Source organism: Sutcliffiella sp. NPDC057660, from assembly GCF_042800035.1.
Lineage (GTDB): Bacteria > Bacillota > Bacilli > Bacillales > Bacillaceae_I > Sutcliffiella_A.
In genome coordinates, this window is sequence record NZ_JBHVHV010000014.1 from 130462 (window position 1) to 148718 (window position 18257).

Annotated in this window: 12 protein-coding genes, 8 tRNA genes and 1 rRNA gene; 1 reads left to right on the plus strand and 20 read right to left on the minus strand. The window is 40.8% G+C overall.

Features of this window, described 5'->3' with window-relative positions; all coding sequences use genetic code 11:
- Window positions 1-2 precede the first annotated feature (2 nt).
- The 10 genes from ACFVAD_RS17220 to sigW all read right to left on the minus strand — a co-directional run bounded on the left by ACFVAD_RS17220 (window position 3) and on the right by sigW (window position 15365).
- On the minus strand, window positions 3-1892 hold the full coding sequence (locus ACFVAD_RS17220; RefSeq protein WP_386642754.1) for a TnsD family Tn7-like transposition protein: 1890 nt from the start codon (window positions 1890-1892) through the stop codon (window positions 3-5).
- Between the two features lie 6 nt (window positions 1893-1898).
- On the minus strand, window positions 1899-3545 hold the full coding sequence (locus tag ACFVAD_RS17225; RefSeq protein ID WP_386642757.1) for an ATP-binding protein: 1647 nt from the start codon (window positions 3543-3545) through the stop codon (window positions 1899-1901).
- Complete coding sequence (locus ACFVAD_RS17230) at window positions 3538-5697, minus strand: Mu transposase C-terminal domain-containing protein (RefSeq protein ID WP_386642760.1); 2160 nt, start codon at window positions 5695-5697, stop codon at window positions 3538-3540. Before ACFVAD_RS17230 ends, ACFVAD_RS17225 begins: the two co-directional genes overlap by 8 nt.
- A complete protein-coding gene (locus ACFVAD_RS17235; RefSeq protein ID WP_386642763.1) occupies window positions 5688-6539 on the minus strand; it encodes a TnsA endonuclease C-terminal domain-containing protein in 852 nt (283 codons plus the stop codon). The genes ACFVAD_RS17230 and ACFVAD_RS17235 overlap by 10 nt, the downstream gene beginning before the upstream one ends.
- 1443 nt (window positions 6540-7982) lie before the next feature.
- A complete protein-coding gene (glmS, locus tag ACFVAD_RS17240; RefSeq protein ID WP_386642766.1) occupies window positions 7983-9788 on the minus strand; it encodes a glutamine--fructose-6-phosphate transaminase (isomerizing) in 1806 nt (601 codons plus the stop codon).
- Between the two features lie 637 nt (window positions 9789-10425).
- The gene (glmM, locus tag ACFVAD_RS17245; RefSeq protein WP_386642769.1) at window positions 10426-11772 is read right to left on the minus strand and encodes a phosphoglucosamine mutase; all 1347 of its coding nucleotides are present in this window, start codon (window positions 11770-11772) and stop codon (window positions 10426-10428) included.
- 20 nt (window positions 11773-11792) lie between these two features.
- Window positions 11793-13046, minus strand: a complete 1254-nt coding sequence (locus ACFVAD_RS17250) for a CdaR family protein (RefSeq protein WP_386642772.1) — start codon at window positions 13044-13046, stop codon at window positions 11793-11795.
- Entirely contained in the window at window positions 13039-13860 is an 822-nt protein-coding gene (gene cdaA, locus ACFVAD_RS17255; protein ID WP_386642789.1) for a diadenylate cyclase CdaA, read from the minus strand. The genes ACFVAD_RS17250 and cdaA overlap by 8 nt, the downstream gene beginning before the upstream one ends.
- A gap of 306 nt (window positions 13861-14166) precedes the next feature.
- On the minus strand, window positions 14167-14781 hold the full coding sequence (locus tag ACFVAD_RS17260; protein ID WP_386642775.1) for an anti-sigma factor family protein: 615 nt from the start codon (window positions 14779-14781) through the stop codon (window positions 14167-14169).
- 20 nt (window positions 14782-14801) lie between these two features.
- Window positions 14802-15365, minus strand: coding sequence for an RNA polymerase sigma factor SigW (sigW, locus tag ACFVAD_RS17265; protein ID WP_386642778.1), 564 nt, complete (start codon window positions 15363-15365; stop codon window positions 14802-14804).
- Window positions 15366-15542: 177 nt separating this feature from the next.
- On the opposite strand from sigW, the gene ACFVAD_RS17270 reads away from it, so the two are divergent.
- Window positions 15543-15725: an aspartyl-phosphate phosphatase Spo0E family protein gene (locus tag ACFVAD_RS17270; RefSeq protein ID WP_386642781.1), complete on the plus strand. Its 183-nt coding sequence runs from the start codon at window positions 15543-15545 to the stop codon at window positions 15723-15725.
- A gap of 20 nt (window positions 15726-15745) precedes the next feature.
- On the opposite strand, the gene rocF is transcribed toward ACFVAD_RS17270, so the two are convergent.
- The 10 genes from rocF to rrf form a co-directional block, all read right to left on the minus strand.
- A complete protein-coding gene (gene rocF / locus ACFVAD_RS17275; RefSeq protein WP_386642784.1) occupies window positions 15746-16645 on the minus strand; it encodes an arginase in 900 nt (299 codons plus the stop codon).
- 581 nt (window positions 16646-17226) lie between these two features.
- Window positions 17227-17302: transfer RNA gene (locus tag ACFVAD_RS17280), tRNA-Ala, on the minus strand.
- 49 nt (window positions 17303-17351) lie between these two features.
- Window positions 17352-17424, minus strand: a tRNA-Lys gene (locus ACFVAD_RS17285).
- Window positions 17425-17426: 2 nt separating this feature from the next.
- Window positions 17427-17501: transfer RNA gene (locus ACFVAD_RS17290), tRNA-Gln, on the minus strand.
- A 148-nt stretch (window positions 17502-17649) separates the two neighbouring features.
- A tRNA-Tyr gene (locus ACFVAD_RS17295) sits at window positions 17650-17733 on the minus strand.
- A 67-nt stretch (window positions 17734-17800) separates the two neighbouring features.
- Window positions 17801-17876, minus strand: a tRNA-Val gene (locus ACFVAD_RS17300).
- Window positions 17877-17918: 42 nt separating this feature from the next.
- Window positions 17919-17990, minus strand: a tRNA-Glu gene (locus tag ACFVAD_RS17305).
- Window positions 17991-18006: 16 nt separating this feature from the next.
- Window positions 18007-18079, minus strand: a tRNA-Thr gene (locus ACFVAD_RS17310).
- 1 nt (window position 18080) lies between these two features.
- Window positions 18081-18155: transfer RNA gene (locus ACFVAD_RS17315), tRNA-Asn, on the minus strand.
- A 9-nt stretch (window positions 18156-18164) separates the two neighbouring features.
- A 5S ribosomal RNA gene (gene rrf, locus ACFVAD_RS17320) occupies window positions 18165-18257 on the minus strand; the annotation flags it as partial.

An 18257-nucleotide genomic window follows, 5' to 3' on the forward strand; every position in this document is an offset into this window, starting at 1 on the left:
GGTTACATACAATAATTTTCACTAATTAATTTTATTGTCTCTTCCTGTAGTTCTTTCTGGAAATTTCCCCTTATTCCAGCCTTTCGGTAAACTCTCCATAAGGTCAAAATCTGTCCGTCTTCTTTTAACTCTTGTACTGCCCATTGTAACCTTCTAATTTGAAAGTCCTTTATACTCTCAGTTTTCTCATTCAAAAACGCTTTAGTCATTGGCAGTTTATCAAGATGTTTTTCCAATAATGGTCTCATTCCAATTCTACTACCTACTGAACTAATAGTAATACGTAAAGGCTTTCCGATGGATAATATGTCATCGACAGCACCCTTTACATATTCGTAAACTTCCTCATCCCGACGCTTCCAGTCAACCCTATTATTATAATTGACCGTTGATTTTAATTTAGGAGAGTTTCGATTCAACCAATTCGTATCGTTTCGGTACAACCACGTAAACACTCTATTGTTAAGATGGCGTAATTCTGTTTTACTGCTGTGCGGATACTGTTTTCTTATATTAAGCCATTCTCCTCTGTATCTTTCTATCTTCTCTACAGGAGAATTTTGCTTAACGGTAATTATATTTTTCTCTACTATTTTACTTTTCTTCACCCAATATGTTTGTAAACCTAATAATTTCTTTGCATATTTTTTGACAGTGGCTGGGTCTACTCCCAATTGCCTTGCAGTTTCCCTCAAACTGAATCTTAGGTTAGTGAGTTGTTTTAGTTTGTCTTCCCATATAGGTCCAAATTGCTTAATCTTTGTTTTTTGGTATCTGTCTCTTTCCATGTGATCTGGTCCTGTTCTGAGGTAAATATAACCGCAATCGCACTTAAATTTCCCTATGGGACTTTTACTATCGGTTCCATACTTTAGTTCTATGTCGGTTATTACAGATTTCATATAATGACTAGCAGCAGGATTCAAACATGGCCATGGCTTCTCTCCAAAAGGTTTATAGTCTATTTTTTTATTAAAAAGATCTGAAACGGAAATTCCAAGGAACTGCATAAATAAAAGATGTCTTATGGGGTGGGTAGTTTTATTGTTTCTACGTAGCATATCATTCAGCCAATTGTTATTATTATTGATTTCAGATTGCATATTTTCTAATAATCCATGACCATAAAAATCTAAAAAGGCACAAAGCAATTCATTCTTTCTTATCCTACCGTTTACATTTGCAAAACCAAGTTCTTTTAGCCTACTTAAATACTGCTCTTTAAACCAATCCAACGACTTACTTTCCACCATATTACTTAACAGGAATTTAATATCTTCTGTTATATTGATTGCCTTTTCCATGATTTTATCAGAGTAATTTTTTTCTGATGTACATATTTTACAAGATTCGGGAGCGGCTAATCTATAATCATGTTTGTTATAACCCCTAACAGGGGCTTGGCTATCATAAAGCGGAGTGTTATGCTCTGGACAAACAAGAACCCCCGGAATTTGATGTATTCTATGCCAATACAATTCCCCAAGATTACTCATCTCTTCATCAGCGCATTTAGGGCAAAATTTAAAGTACTGATTAAATTTAACTGAACTTGCCATTAAACCAATCCTATTATAAATACTGCCTCCATTATCACCAATCATAGATTCTTTAACTGTAGAAGCATGTTCAGAAGGCAGGAAAGCAGCATAGAATGGATACAGAGTATGATTAGTGATTAAATAATCGGGTGTATAGTGATTTCCCAGAGGAAGATTATCCATTAAACGGTTAATATGAGAAGGCAAGTCCATTATTGCGGTAATACTATCAGTTCCGTATATATCCTGTTGTGTGGCTTTAATACTGACGTTTCCACTCCGAATATGATATCTTGCCAAAACGCTGTACAATAACTCGTCTTTATAAGGTACAGGGAAAAAGGTTATCATTTAATTTTATCCTGTCTGGCCAAAATCACTGTCATGACCTTTGATATGACCATTATCCCCAAGCACCTCGTAGGCTGTCCTGTTTTCCTTCCGTCCTTCAATCACTAACATTCTTATATCATTCTCTTCAGAAACTTCCCTTTGCTTCTTCTTTGGTTTATTTATAGCGGATATACGCTGAATGGCTTTCACAACCAGTTCATTTATATCTAAATTTCCTTGGTCCTCAATAATTTCCTCTATAACCCTTTGTACCTCTCTCGGCTCAAAATCTAATTCTATCAATTTCAAGATTACTTTATCTTTTTTGGATATCCTCATTTCCTGTTCTTTCTTCATTTGCGTCCTTTTCATGGCCTCAATCTTCATTTGCAAATCGATAGAAGTCCTTTCTCTTTCCATAAATCCTAAAAAATCTAAGTCCACTGTACTGATATCCTCAAACTTTGCAATCTTACTTAGGTTGCCCGATTTTAAAGCCTGAATCATTGGTTTTACTAGTTGTAGATGCTTATTAGCCACCTGCCTAATTGTTTCGGGTGTTATTTCTTCCTTACCTGTCATAATTGCCTCAATTTGACTCATAGCGTAAAGTTTTACAGCAATATCAATAATACCTTGGCTTTCCTCATATAAAGTATCTTTAAAATCATCTGTTAAAGGAATCTGCTTTTTTGTCCACTGATAACCCCAAAGTGCATTAATCAATAACTCCCAGTTTTGATTGTTTTTTAATCTATCCCAAATCATATCTCCTTGACCACTTCCCCGTCTTGCCTGTCTAAATTCACTTTGCAAAATAGACAAGCCGGCAGGTGTTCCTACTAAGATAACTGGAACTCCAATTGTATTGACTAATGTCACAAAAAAATTCAGCATTTTTTGATCCCCACCACTTTTGGCTTTGCTTAAATGTTGAATCTCGTCTATAACTAAAACACCCAGCCCCGTGTTTCTCGCTATTTGAGACATAATCACTAACATATCATTTATTGTTTTTCTACCAAGCCCAAATTTTTTGTGATACTCTGTTCCCAACAAATCGTCTACCTTACGGAAAAATTCCAAGGCTAGTCCTCTCAAGGAAGAATCAAAAGGACAATCGAGTTTAAGCCATGCAAGTTGATACATACTGAAATTTATTCCGTTATAGTCTTTGTGAACAATAACTTGAGGGTATAAGGACAAAATTCTATTTATAGCCGTTGTTTTCCCCATACCACTTACACCGATTATCGTAAAACCTGCTGCAGTTGTTCTAAAAACACTGTTATTACTTAATTCACCTTGCAATCCTTTGATGTTTCGATGTCCTTCCTGCAAGCCCTGTGCATACCCGGCTCGAAAGGGATTTCTTGCCAAGTATCCCTGACGAATTACTCTGGAAATTCTACTTTCCAAATCCAAGTGAATCCATAACGGCTGAAAGCATTGGAATAATCTTTGTACCAAATGAATGCGATAATGTTTATCTAGCATTCTTTCTTTTGAGTTGTATTCTGCATATATAGCCATTTTTTCAATGGCTTCCTCTATAGAGAGTATAGAAGGAAGTGCTTCAATGAAAGGATTCCCACTATATTCCTCAATAACCTGTTCCCCGTATTCAGCAATAACAGCATCACTGCCATTTGGAATGATAACTTTATTCATCTTTTTTATTTAAAGCCTCCTTCTGCTTTCTCTTCAATAAATCAATCCCTGTATCCCCCATAAATTCTTGACTTTCAGACTGATAAAAAGGAACAACTTCAGAGTTTTTTATATTAACTTTTTTTAATTCAAAGGCCTCTTCTTCACGTTGAATCATTTTTTCAACAGCACGGTTATCCCGAATGCTACCTATTCTGCTCCTTTTACTAATTACATCCGTTTGTTTTTGAGATGTTTCCATTTTAGCCTGTTTTACAATCTCCTCGATTTCAGTGTTTAAATCAACTTTTGACTGTATTGTTTTCTCCTTGTGTTGCTTCGCTGTTTGTTTCTCGAATTCTAGTAAATAATTAATTTCTTCAACTATTTTTCCCTTATACCGTTGTTGATGTTCCAATAAAAAACATTTATCAAATCCCAAACCATCTTCATCTCGTAAATATAAATAATCCATATTTCTTGGATCATAACTTATTTCAATTTTCCAAGTGCCTCTGTTCCGTGCTTTTTCAAACCATCTTTCCTTTAATGACTGTTTTGACCCATATAGCAATCCTTTAAATGCAATTCCCTTTGCAGTCACTGTAGCCTTACCAGTAGGCATAAGATTGAGTTTAACAATATCCTCTGAAACGTGACGTAACTTTCCTGATTTGTTGTTTATCCCCCATTCCCAGAGTTTTATTGGAATAGGGGCTATCCCATCCTCCACCACCATTTCTTCACGTTGATAGTTCGTAAGATAATGTTGATTATTATGGTATAAAGTACATTTAATAATCACTTGAGTAAACTGGTAAATATCCAATTGTGCTTCCAATCGGTAATCACGATCCCCACGTTCTTTAACAGGCTTAACCGCACCCGGCAGAAAAGCCTTTGTTCTTGAATTGGTCACTCTAAAATGTTGTTCAATTATTCCTTTTAAATCAGCCCTGTAGGAGGGTGTATTTAAAACTTTTATTCCGAAGTTATTAATTAGGGGCTCCACTTTACTTCCCTCTAATTCCCCTCGGTCAGCCAAAATCGATTCTGGAAGATGTGCAACTGGCCACTCATGTTTTTCAATCTCAATTCCGAAGTCCTGACAAAAACTAACTTTATCAGAAGCAGCATTGGCCAAAGCCATCATTGCACCCGCCCAAGATGGACCTTCTAATCCAATATAAAGACCGACTATCATTCTGCTATAAACATCCATTACTGAATAAATTACGGGTCGTCCAATTATCCAGTCACGATTAAATCTTGATAATAAGTACAAATCACCTACTGTTGCATCAATCTGATAAACTGCACCGGGGCCAAATGCTTCTGTTGTTGATTCACCTATAATTGCTCTATGATTTTGGTCATAATTTTTCCGACCTTTTCTGTTACTTATCTCCTTTTTTATGTCTCTTTCTTTTTCAAACCAATACCTAAATTGATTTATTGATGGTAACTCTCCATAAGATTTTATTAACGGTATTTCTGTTTTTCCTTTCACCTTACTATCTATGCTAAAATGCTCTTTTAACATTAGTTCATAGGTAAGTGTTAAAGATTTTTCAGTAGAGGAGTAATAATGCTTGTTTATTGCAGACATAAATATTTTCTTTATATTTTCATCAATATTTATACCTTCGCCTGTTATCTGTCCATGTTTTCTTGGCCTACCTCTTTTTAGTTCACTAGCCTTCTTTTCCTTACCTTTACCCCCACAAAGATAATAGTCAGGTAAAAGAGTGTTTTTGGTTTTACCACGTTGCCAATACTTCTTTAAATAGCGAATAACAGTGCTTTCGTGAATATTGTGGGCTTCACACTTTTTTAATATTAATTTTCTTCTTTCTGCTGAGTTGTAAACAAAAGGTTCCAAATTCACGATATCCCGTATGACTTCCCAAGCATTGTCACGTAAGGATAGATGTTTTTCAGGAATATCATTTTCATTAATATGTCGACTGTAAGGATCTTTTTCAACAAGAATTATGCTGCCCTTGTTAAGCCCTTCTTCCACATCTGAAATATTTCTTTCATAGGGCAAAGAGGTGTTATGAATATTAAAAAAATATCCATAATCATGTGCTTTATTAAGCCACAACACCCTTTCAACTACTTTCTCGTTTTCTGAATCAGTAAAGGAGATGAGATTATTAACTACAAGCATTTTCTTTTTACCTCCTCATGCGTAATTCGTGGCTTTACTTCAATTATTGGATTGGATAAATTTACGTCAATTTGATTAGTCATATCTACCCCAATCTGTTTGGAAGCAATTAAAAACTTAAACACAAACAGCGCTGTTCCTGAATCGTAATTAAACTCCTTATCAAAGTCAGCAGTAATCTTTCTAATTGAATGCTTGGCATCTTCTAATCTTTCTATTAAAACATTGCCTAAATAAATCAGTTCATCCTGTGTAAAACCTCTATCAGAATATGAATATAAGCAGGAATGAACCCATTCAATATTTTTTGCAAGCACATTAGAAATTTCTTTTTGAGTAACAATTCCCCAATCTATTCCCTTTTCTGTCCAATATCGGCGTTCAATCTCTAATCTTTCTAATGTCTTTTTCTTCTCAAGTTCTGCTGCCATTTTTATGCTTCTTGCTAGATGCAAATTAACTCCGTCTGCTCTGTTTATCGTTATTAGGAAATTAGTGCTTAGTGTATAAGGATATCCACTATCTTTATCAGTAAATAGTTTGAAATTTAAATCTGATTTATGTTGAATAGTTTCTTCAAGGTCCAATAGCGGATAATGTTCTCGAATGTCAACAACTGTATCTTCCCACTCCAGCATATAAAAGTAGCGAGCCTGCAAATCTGAAAATAAATGATGTACTCTACCACTCTTCCAACCTAGTATTCGTGATACTCTCCCCATAGAAGGGAAATCCTGAATAGTCAACCATGGTTTATATTCCTTACCTGCTCCCTTTCCCCGTCCTTCTTTAACAAACCGATTATATTTATTCTCATTCCAAGATTGATTACGTTTAGTCATACTTCACTTCCTCTACTGCAATTGGGATCTCGTACTCTTGTGAATTTTTAGTAACTCGATTCTAACGGGCCGGTTAGACGCATTCAATATCTTGAGCAATCTTTTTTATGAGTTTAAGAAAACATTATTCTCATTCTTCTCTTAACTGAAATATTTACTGTAAATAAATTTTTGTAACTATGTTAAATGAGAATAAAGTTTGCAGAAATAAGTTATTGGGTAAATCCCTTGATACATCTGACCTCAATGGCATTTTCCCAATTTTTCTTTGAGAATAAAGTTTGCTCAAAGATTTGCCCACTTTCAGCCGAAAATGAACACAGAAAATTAGTAATATGAGAATAAAGTTTGCTTAGCGATACCGGGCGAACACCAAATGAATTGAGTATCCTAAAACTAACAAAGGCACCTTACGGTGCCTCCTGTACCATATCCGATTCATGCCTTCGGATGGAGTATCTATGCAATTGTATTGTTTATATTTGCTGAAATTGATGATATTAGTGGAATAGTGTATTGGACTATGGGTTAAGAGAAGGTAGGCCGTTTATTAGGGTAGAGTATATGCTGCGTATGGAGGAGTCCTTCTGTATGTGGGGATGGGGTGCACCGATTTATACGATGGATAGGTGCTAATATAGGTATTTCAGTAATGATATTCGCACTTTGCCAATAAAGGGGGTATCGAAGATACCTTTCCAATTCGATAGTCTAATCTCTCATATATAGTACCTTACGGTTTCTCCTATACCACCGTAAATTCCATACTTACCACGTTACCCATACATAATTATTTATATATATTTATTTATTTTTAGGGGGCGAGAACACTGCTTGGGGTTTATTACATGTTGCCGGACGGGGGGTTACCTTGAAAGATGAAGCACACTACTATACCTTACGGTTTCCCCTGTACCACCGCCATTCCCATACTTACCTCTTGACCGATACCTAATTATTTATTTATTTATTTTTTTATGGGCGAGGAACTTACTAAGGTCGTGTTATTCGTTGCTGGACGTAGGCTTCCATTGAAAGATGAGCACTCTACTATACCTTACGGTTTCCCCTGTACCACCGTCATCCCCTGACTTACCACGTTACTATACCTATTTATATTTTCTACGGGATAGGGCTTTGCTTGGGACTAGTACGCGTTAATGGGCGTGCTTCCCCTTTTTCAGCGCTCCTCATTCAGAGACATACAGGAGCGTCCCCTGTGCTGTGTTAATGAAGGACTTACCCAACCCGTAAGGGGGAACCTTGATCCTCACGAACACATCGATTCGACCACTGTTTAAAATAAAAAGCCCCGTGAATATACCCATACTTTGGATATACACACGAGACCTTGTGCAAACTTTATTCTTCTTATGCAGACTTTATTCCAATACATCAAACTTTATTTTGGTTTTACAAAATTGGTTGAGTCTTTTTTGATTATTATTCTACCGTAACACTCTTCGCAAGGTTACGTGGCTTATCAACATCACAATCTCTGTGAAGAGCCGCGTAGTAAGAAATCAATTGCAACGGAATAACAGATACCAATGGAGATAGCAGTTCGTTTACTGTTGGTACAACGAAGCTGTCTTCTTCTGTTTCCATGCCTTTCATGGAGATGATACAAGGGTTGGCACCGCGTGCTACTACCTCTTTGACGTTACCGCGTATGGATAGGTCTACGTGTTCTTGAGTAGAGATTGCGATAACTGGTGTACCTTCTTCGATTAGGGCGATGGTTCCGTGCTTCAGTTCTCCTCCAGCGAAGCCTTCCGCTTGGATGTAGGAGATCTCTTTTAGTTTCAATGCACCTTCAAGGCCAACATAGTAGTCCATAGTACGGCCGATGAAGAAGCAGTTTCTTGTTGTAGATAAGAATTTGCGTGCAATGTCTTCAAGTTCTTCTTTCTGGTCACAAAGTACTTCCATCGCGTTTGCCACGATTCCAAGGTCTTGGACTAGGTCAAACTCAAGGTTGTAGCCTTTGGACTCTGCAAGTACTGCAGCGAAGATCGACATTACAGCGATTTGGGCTGTGTAAGCTTTTGTGGAAGCTACCGCAATTTCCGGACCTGCATGTAATAGTAACGTAAAGTCTGCTTCACGGGAAAGCGTGGAGCCTTGTACGTTTGTGATTGTTAATGCCGGATATCCTAGTTCTTTTACCTGTACAAGTACTGCACGGCTGTCCGCTGTTTCTCCACTTTGAGAAATGAAGATGAATAGCGGTCTTTCGGATAGGATTGGCATGTTGTAGTTGAATTCACTTGCTACATGCACTTCAACAGGTATTTTAGCAAGCTTTTCAATCATTTGTGCCCCAACAAGACCTGCATGGTAGCTTGTTCCTGCTGCTACGATGTAAATGCGGTCTGACTTGTTCACTGCTTTGACGATGTCGGCATCAATCGTTAATGTACCGTTCTCATCCTGGTATTTTTGGATGATTTTACGCATTACCAATGGCTGCTCATCGATTTCTTTTAACATGTAATGTGGGTATGTGCCTTTTTCAATATCACTTGCATCCAATTCTGCTGTGTATGGAGCGCGCTCTACGATTTCACCGTTCAACTTCTTGATCGTAACCGCTTCTTTGCGTACGATTACCATTTCTTTGTCCATCAGTTCAACGAATTGGTCCGTTACCTGAATCATCGCCATTGCGTCACTTGCTACTACGTTAAAGTCGCCTTTTCCTACACCAACTAGTAATGGGCTCTTGTTTTTCCCAACATAGATCGTTTCCGGATCTTCATTGTCCACTAATGCAATCGCATAAGAACCTTTCAGGATAGCAAGTGTGTTGCGCAGGGCAACCTCGATATGCTGTCCTTCGTTTGCAAACTTCTCGATGATCTGAACGACTACTTCTGTATCTGTTTCGGAAACAAGTTCCACATCCTGAAGGTATTCGCGTTTAAGGATTGCATAGTTCTCGATGACTCCGTTATGCACAAGTGTAAAACGGCCAGAAGTGCTTTGGTGTGGATGTGCATTGACTTTGCTTGGCACACCATGAGTCGCCCAGCGTGTGTGACCGATTCCAACTGTTGCTGCTACACTCGCGTCCACTACTTCACGAAGGTCGGCAATACGGCCTTTTTCTTTGAATACGTGTACGCCATTTTCGTTCATGACAGCAATACCAGCTGAGTCATAGCCACGGTACTCCAGCTTCTCCAAGCCTTTTAAAAGAATTTCCTTTGTATCTTGTGTTCCAATATAACCTACGATTCCGCACATAATTTGATTTCCTCCCTAAAGTAGCAGGGACAGGAAAGCACACCATAGTAAGGGGACTGCCCTGTCCCCACATTACCTTTTTGCATTATTATTGGCTGTTTCGCATACATTGTTGCTTTTTACGTATCAAATATAAACACGTAATAAACCATGTTTCGTGCTCTTTTCCCATTTAACAGATATTTTTCTTTGAATGTTAAGGGGAGAAATGCTGTAAAAAATCCAAAAGCCGATTTTTTACGGACGAAAGCAACAATCTTTTTGAAAAGAGCCTTATTATTTTTCAATCATAGTACAAGTCTTTGTACATAAAGTTGCCTTTATGCTTTAAACCTGTCACTAATCGGTTGTGATTGGCAACCGGGAGGCATCCGCCGATAGATCGATAAACCTCCACCTCGTCAACTAAGCATTCTATACCCGTTCGTCGCTTAGTTCAGGCGCTTTTGGTAAAAAATTTCCGCTACGCTCCTTTCCCTTCTTTAGTAACAACAAATAATATCTTACCTTCCTTTGGCCAGTCCGTCAATCATTATGTTAATTATCTTCCAATTAATAGAAGCAATTATAATAAAAGATATGCACACACCGCGTTTTACGTGCGATGTATGCATATCTTTCGCGTTACTCGTCTATATTATTCGATGCCCATTTCTGCACGGACAACCGCAACAATCCGCTCTACGTACTCGTTGCAAAGCTCTTGTGTCGGTGCTTCTGCCATGACACGAACCAACGGCTCCGTACCGGAAGGGCGAACAAGAATACGGCCGTTACCTTCCATTTCCGCCTCGACTTCCGCAATCACAGCTGCCACTTTCTCATTTTCCGTTACATGGTGCTTGTCTGACACTTTTACGTTAACAAGAAGCTGCGGGAATTTCGTCATCTCAGCTGCAAGCTCGGATAGGCTCTTCTTTGTCAGCTTCATGATATTTACAAGCTGAAGTCCTGTCAGCATGCCGTCACCTGTTGTGTTGTAGTCAAGGAAGATGATATGTCCGGATTGCTCCCCACCAAGTAAGTAGTTGCCTTTTTTCATCTCTTCCACTACATAGCGGTCCCCGACTGCCGTCTGCTTTGTCTCCACACCAGCTGCTTCAAGCGCTTTGTAGAAGCCAAGATTACTCATTACCGTTGACACAACCGTGTTATGACGCAGGCGTCCTTGTTCGCTTAAGTATTTTGCACAGATGAACATGATCTGGTCGCCATCGACGATCTGACCTTTCTCATCCACAGCAATGATACGGTCGCCATCTCCATCAAATGCAAGACCGATATCCGCACCTTTTTCCACTACCAATTCAGCAAGCGTCTCCGGATGAGTGGATCCGACACCGTCATTGATATTCAATCCGTTTGGAGAGGATCCCATGGTGGAGATGTCCGCTTCCAGGTCTGCAAATAGGTGGGTTGCGTGGGAGGATGTTGCACCATGCGCACAGTCCAGTACGATATGTATGCCAGAGAAATCCTCATCTACTGATTGTTTCAGGAATTGAAGGTACTTTTGGCCACCTTCGAAATAATCATTCACTTGTCCAAGATCTGACCCTACAGGACGAGGAAGATTGTCCGTTGCCTCATCAAGGAGTGCTTCGATTTCCGCTTCCTGATCATCGGATAATTTAAAGCCGTCCGGACCGAAGAATTTAATCCCGTTGTCCTGTACCGGATTGTGGGAGGCGGAGATCATGACACCTGCCTGTGCTCCCAATGCTTTTGTCAGATGTGCAACACCTGGGGTGGAAATGACGCCGAGGCGCATGACTTCCGCACCGATGGACAATAGTCCTGCAACTAGCGCTCCTTCTAGCATATGACCGGAAATGCGTGTATCGCGGCCTATTAATACTTTTGGACGGGAATGATCTTTTGTCAGAACATAACCTCCAAAGCGTCCCAATCTAAATGCCAGTTCAGGTGTCAGTTCCGAGTTGGCAACCCCACGCACTCCATCCGTTCCAAAATACTTACCCATAAGTAAATCGCTCCTTTTTCCTACTCTATAGTTTCTACTAATCTAATTTTCACATTTCGCTTTGGCAGGTCCCAGGAAACATTTTGCGGACCATTAATTTCAAGAGGCACCTCATGCTCCCCTTCTCCAAGGTCTGTCACATTAATGTACATTTCCATATCCGAGCTTTCCAAGCCTTCAAGCACACTTGGGGCACCACGGACTGTCAAGTCCATCAGACCACTCTCAGGGTCTACCATTTCAAGCTCCATATTTTCCGGTAATCCAATATATTCAATAGGTACATTGGTGAACGTTTTCTGTTCTTCCTTTTCTACCTCTACCTTAATGTTGATTTTTTCCGGTACCACACGCTTTACGCCGTCCGGTACAGGAACATCAACTTCAATGGTGGTGCTTTCCGTAATTTTGGTAAGATCAAGGTCAATATTATCAATGTACTCCAACCCATCAATCACACCTTTAGGACCGTAGACAGTCACTTCACCCGGTACGGCTTCCACCTTGGTGATGCTCAGATTTTCCTTCAGCGAGCCTTTACGGTTTATTTTCAAGGGCACCGCTTTAAAAGGACTGGTAATCGGAACATTAACGTCCACGACAGCCGGCTCGACCTCCACATTCAAGGTATTCCCTTCGCTGTCGTATACCGTCACTTTTGATTGCTGGTTGATTGACTCATTGACGCCCTTCAGGTCAACTCTTGCCTTCACCAGCGCGATGCTGTCAATCAATTCACGTGATCCCGTCACCTTCACGATGTTCGGTTTCACAATCGGCTGTTCCGGTTGGTAGCCTTCTTCAATTTGCCCTCTGTTAATAAAATCGACTTCAACAGGGAAATCCTCGGTTACCTTCTCCTGGATGGTAACGGTAGCAAATCCAGGCTCCACTTTCACATCCAGCTTTTCCGAAATATTTCTCCATTGTAATGGCACCTGGTGTGTTCCGAGTTCCAGGTCGTTCAAATCCAGATACACCTCAAAATCCTTTTGCAGTGCAGTCGGTTTCACCGTACCGGTCGGACCTTCCAGTGTCACGGCTACACTTTGCGGAAGCCCGCTTACTACGAGGTTATCCCGATCATAATAGGCCTCTACCGGAACATCGGTCACAGTTTCCACATCAACATTTGGTGAACTCGGGAAAGGGGAAGCAGTATTATTCCGCTGCTGGGTGGATGTTGTATCAATGTTCACTGACATATATAGCATGAAAGCCAAAGCAAGAGCAATTATCTTCATGATCCATCGATTGCTGATAAATCTATCCATCCTTCTTCACCCTCCATTGCCAACGTGTTGAGGAAGTTGTTTTAATGCTTGTATCCATTTCCTTCATCAACAGGTCGCTGAAGATTTCCGGCTCTAAATCTCGGTGCAGTTCTCCGTTTTTCGTCACGGAAATTGCACCTGTTTCTTCTGATACGATAATGGTGACACTATCTGTCACTTCACTGATTCCTAGTGCCGCTCTATGTCTTGTCCCAAGCTCCTTGGAAATAAATGGACTCTCGGATAGAGGTAGATAACAAGCTGCCGCAGCAACCTGATTCTTCTGCAGAATGACCGCTCCATCATGCAGAGGCGTATTCGGAATGAAGATGTTGATCAGAAGCTCGGATGATACCTTTGCTTTCAAAGGTATCCCTGTTTCTATGTAATCGCCCATTCCTGTTTCCCGTTCGATGGTGATAAGTGCTCCGATACGGCGTTTTGCCATATACTGCACCGATTTTACGACAGCCTCCACCATCTTGGCATGCTCTTCCTCATCCGGAATTCCGCTTCTTGAGAACAATTTCCCACGCCCCAATTGTTCAAGGGCACGACGCAGCTCCGGCTGGAAGATGATGATGACCGCCAGAAACCCCCAGGTCAGCGCCTGGTCCATCAGCCACTGCAAGGTGCTCAGCCCAAAAAAGCTGCTGATGATCCTGACAACGACAATGACCGTAATCCCCTTCAAAAGTTGGACTGCCTTTGTTCCGCGTATCACCATGATGAGTTTGTAAATCACAAACCAGACCAATAATATATCAATCACATTCGCTAAATATCCTAAATATGGTATATCTCCAAAAGGTATTTCAAAAGGCATCCTATCACTTCCTTTGTCAGTACGAGATTTATGTATCTAGTACGAAACCGTAACTATGTTATTATAGCATAAATTCAATTATAGAGGATGTTCAAAAAGTCCGGTAAAAATAGATTCGAATTTCTTCGTCAGCTTGCCTCTCCGCTCCTCACGTATCCAAATCATACGCTGCGGTGCTCGAGACTTCGCTTCCTCGAACTTCTTTGCTCTTTTTATCCTCCTTTTTGAACTCATATAGTTAATATAACCAGAAAACATGCAAAAAAGATGCTTGATTACTCAAGCATCTTCCCTTTACTTTGTAAAAACTCCGACAACCTCTTTAAACCCGTCCTTCATGGTAAACCAGATCCATTCAAAGACTTGGTTGATTTCTTCGATTTCACCTGTTACCTGTCCAGCGGAAGCCAGATAATTCTCGCCATTGATGACTGTGACATTTCCGTTCACTTCTCCTTCGACACGGAGGTTGCCGTTTTTAACCACGACATCCCCCTCGACGATCTCACCTTTAGGCACGACCACTGTATTATCCTCTACGACCAATCCGGACTGATTGGTGAAGGACAATATATCCTCCTGCCAGCCGCCGAACATACTCCCAGCCATTAGTACAAAAAAGATGGCCGCTGCCACAAAAACCGGATGCGTTCTCATCCAGCGGTTCATTCCAATTCTTTTCTTCTCTTTCGGTAAACTGTTCATCACTCTCTGCGTGAAATCATTAGGTGCTGTTATATGAGAGGTGCTTTGTACAAGTGCGATCGCCTTCTCCAATTCATGAAATTGCTGATAACAATTCTGACATTCTTGAAGGTGGTTTTTTAGCTCCTGTTCTCGGTCTTTCTCTAGATCACCATCTAAATACTCATGCATATACTGGACGATTTGTTCCGGACATTTCTTCATTTTCTTTTACACCTCCAGAATTAAACATGGCGCAATTGCTGCCTCAGTGCTTCTCGCCCTCTGTGTATTCGTGTTTTTACAGTCCCAACAGGTATTTCAAGTATCTCGCTGATCTCAATCAAGGAGAGCTCATCAATATACTTCAGGACGATGACGGAACGATATTTATCGGGAAGCTTCAATATCTGCTTTTGGATTTCACTTTGCAACTCCATGCTTTCCACTTCTTCCTCGGGCAGTGCAATGTCGGCTGCTACCTGGGAATACATCGTCAGCCCTTCTGTTCCTGCCACTTCCGCATCTAAATAATAGTCTGGCTTTTTCTTGCGAATACGATCAATCGTTAAATTAGTTGCGATCCGATATAGCCATGTGGAAAATTTTCGGTTTGTATCATAACTGTTGATATTGATATATGCCCGGATAAACGCCTCCTGCGCAACATCCTCCGCCTCGTGCGCATTCCCGGTCATCCGATAGACAAGCTGAAAAATCTTGTCCTTAAAAATCTCCACAATTTCACCAAACGCATCCTGATCGCCTTTTTTTATCTGCTTGATTCTCTTTTTTATAAGTTCTTCCATTCCGTTCCCCCGTTGTCTGGCGGTCGTCTCTATCTACGAGCCTAGCCTAAAAAAGGTTTCATTATTTCTATAATTATATTTTAACAAAAAATAACTAAAAATGTTTCAAAAAGGATAAATCAGGGTATTATTTACTAAAATTACTGTTACCAGCCCATTAAGAGAGGTGACTTTCCAATGTCCATCCAAGCAGCAGTCCACTTAAAAGAAGCCATTGAAAGAAAAAGAGAAGAAATGATTCGTCTTTCCTCCACCAATCATCTTCAATCCAAGGAAGTAATAGATGCAAGCACCTCGCTTGATTCCCTGATCAATCAATACTTGTACCTGCAAATAAACCGAAAGCCAGCAACGAATTAACGTTGCTGGCTTATTTTTTTCTAAAGAAGCTTTTCACCAAAAAGAGAACCCATTAAGGCAACTGCCACAGACGCTGTTTTATTCCGTTCATCAAGGATCGGGTTCACTTCCACAAACTCTGCAGAGGTTAAGATATTTGCCTCTTCTAGCATTTCCATCGCCAAATGGCTCTCACGATAGGAAATCCCCCCCATCACAGGTGTTCCTACACCAGGTGCATCATGGGGATCCAGGCCGTCTAGATCCAGGGAAAGATGCACTCCATCCGTTTTATCCTTTAGGTAGGAAATCGCTTCTTCCATGACAGCCGTCATCCCCATACGATCTATCTCATGCATGGTAAACACTTTTATTCCTTTTTCCTTAATCAGTACCTTTTCCCCTTCATCCAGAGAACGAGCACCAATGATCACGATATTTTCCGGCTTCAGCTTCGTTGCAATACCGCCGATCCCGGTCAAAGCCGGGTCTCCCAAACCTAGGCTGACCGCAAGTGGCATTCCATGAATATTACCGGAGGGAGAGGTCTCCCCTGTATTCAGATCGCCATGGGCATCGTACCAGATGACTCCCATGTTCGAATAATTCTTTGCAAGTCCCGCAATCGTCCCAATCGCAATACTGTGGTCGCCCCCTAATACCAATGGAAACTTCCCTTGTTTGACGACTTCGTCCACTCTTGAAGCAAGCGTTTCACTTGCCTCAGCAACAGCTTTCAAATTCTTTAGGTTACTTTCACCCGAAGACGTTCTTTCTCTAGATCCAATCTCTATATCCCCTAAATCTTCAATTTCAAGGTTAATCTGTTCCAATCTTTCCACTATTCCTGCGTAACGAATGGCACTAGGACCCATATCCACTCCACGACGTGTTTGCCCTAAGTCCATAGGCACCCCAATAATACTGATATTCTTTTTCATGAACAGTGTCCTCCCTTTTCCCTATTACATTTATTGTATAGTGAAAAGGGTCTATGACTCAACTCGACACAAATTTGAATATATATGCAGTTTAGAATTGTTTGTTTTTTCAGTGGATAGCAATACAAAGACTATTTTCCCATTCATTGCCGCTATTTAGATAAATGCCGCTACAATCAACTCAGTTTTTTAAAATCATTTGCTATAAGGGAGAGTCTTAAAACAAATTAAAGTCGCTTTTGAAAAGAATAATTGAGATAAAATGCAATTTTTTACTTTAGTAAGGCAAATTTATTGCTTTAAGCCACCCCTGTTGGTTGGAGTGCAGGGCGTGAGACTCCTGCGGGAGCAGCGTGTCAAGGGAGACCCCGCAGGTGCGAAGCACCGAGGAGGCTCCCGAGGCCGCCATGGATAAGCGAACGCCCGGAACGGAGACCAACAGGGAGTTTAATGTTGACATCATTTCTTTAGCCTAGCCATATTTATAAAGCAACCATCTTTACGAATAGAACCAATACAAAAAACCTTAGACGCGCTAAGGAGTCTAAGGTTTGAATTATGGTATGTATTCTATTGAAGATTGGTGGAGCCTAGCGGGATCGAACCGCTGACCTCCTGCGTGCAAAGCAGGCGCTCTCCCAGCTGAGCTAAGGCCCCTAAAACAAACAGAAGTATCAGGAATACTTCTGCATCTGGTAAAAATATATGTGCCATGAAGGACTCGAACCTTCGACCCTCTGATTAAAAGTCAGATGCTCTACCGACTGAGCTAATGGCACGTTGGCTGGGCTAGCTGGATTTGAACCAACGCATGTCGCAGTCAAAGTGCGATGCCTTACCACTTGGCTATAGCCCAATGATGAAGTTGCATTTCATAATAAAATGCCTTCTATGTAGTCATTACCCGAAAAGAGTATTTCCTAACTTCAATTATTATCTCTAATACATGAAAGTTTATACTGCTTTTCAAACAAAAACTTCGGAATCTACATTTCGAAGTTAAATGGTGGAGGGGGGCAGATTCGAACTGCCGAACCCGAAGGAGCGGATTTACAGTCCGCCGCGTTTAGCCACTTCGCTACCCCTCCAAGGGATATGAAATTATTTTCACTACGCAAAAAAATGGTTGATTATTTTCACTACGTGAAAAAATCTTGGTGGAGGATGACGGGATCGAACCGCCGACCCTCTGCTTGTAAGGCAGATGCTCTCCCAGCTGAGCTAATCCTCCATTGTATGGAAAGTTATTTTCGCTGGCGCGAAAAAACTTAAGTGACCCGTACGGGATTCGAACCCGTGTTACCGCCGTGAAAGGGCGGTGTCTTAACCGCTTGACCAACGGGCCTATATAATATTCTCTAAGCTTCCAACCGGATTCGAACCGGTGACCTCTTCCTTACCATGGAAGTGCTCTACCTACTGAGCTATGGAAGCATGGCTCCACCAGTAGGATTCGAACCTACGACCCTTCGGTTAACAGCCGAATGCTCTACCGCTGAGCTATGGTGGAACGATTCTAGCCTGGCAACGTCCTACTCTCACAGGGGGACAGCCCCCAACTACCATTGGCGCTGAAGAGCTTAACTTCCGTGTTCGGTATGGGAACGGGTGT

What these genes read in the sequence shown, in the direction of transcription:
- ACFVAD_RS17220 (WP_386642754.1), bottom strand. Translation starts at nt 1,892, where the DNA reads ATGATAACCTTTTTCCCTGTACCTTATAAAGACGAGTTATTGTACAGC.
- ACFVAD_RS17225 (WP_386642757.1), bottom strand. Translation starts at nt 3,545, where the DNA reads ATGAATAAAGTTATCATTCCAAATGGCAGTGATGCTGTTATTGCTGAA.
- ACFVAD_RS17230 (WP_386642760.1), bottom strand. Translation starts at nt 5,697, where the DNA reads ATGCTTGTAGTTAATAATCTCATCTCCTTTACTGATTCAGAAAACGAG.
- ACFVAD_RS17235 (WP_386642763.1), bottom strand. Translation starts at nt 6,539, where the DNA reads ATGACTAAACGTAATCAATCTTGGAATGAGAATAAATATAATCGGTTT.
- glmS (WP_386642766.1), bottom strand. Translation starts at nt 9,788, where the DNA reads ATGTGCGGAATCGTAGGTTATATTGGAACACAAGATACAAAGGAAATT.
- glmM (WP_386642769.1), bottom strand. Translation starts at nt 11,772, where the DNA reads ATGGGTAAGTATTTTGGAACGGATGGAGTGCGTGGGGTTGCCAACTCG.
- ACFVAD_RS17250 (WP_386642772.1), bottom strand. Translation starts at nt 13,046, where the DNA reads ATGGATAGATTTATCAGCAATCGATGGATCATGAAGATAATTGCTCTT.
- ACFVAD_RS17260 (WP_386642775.1), bottom strand. Translation starts at nt 14,781, where the DNA reads ATGAAGAAATGTCCGGAACAAATCGTCCAGTATATGCATGAGTATTTA.
- sigW (WP_386642778.1), bottom strand. Translation starts at nt 15,365, where the DNA reads ATGGAAGAACTTATAAAAAAGAGAATCAAGCAGATAAAAAAAGGCGAT.
- ACFVAD_RS17270 (WP_386642781.1), top strand. Translation starts at nt 15,543, where the DNA reads ATGTCCATCCAAGCAGCAGTCCACTTAAAAGAAGCCATTGAAAGAAAA.
- rocF (WP_386642784.1), bottom strand. Translation starts at nt 16,645, where the DNA reads ATGAAAAAGAATATCAGTATTATTGGGGTGCCTATGGACTTAGGGCAA.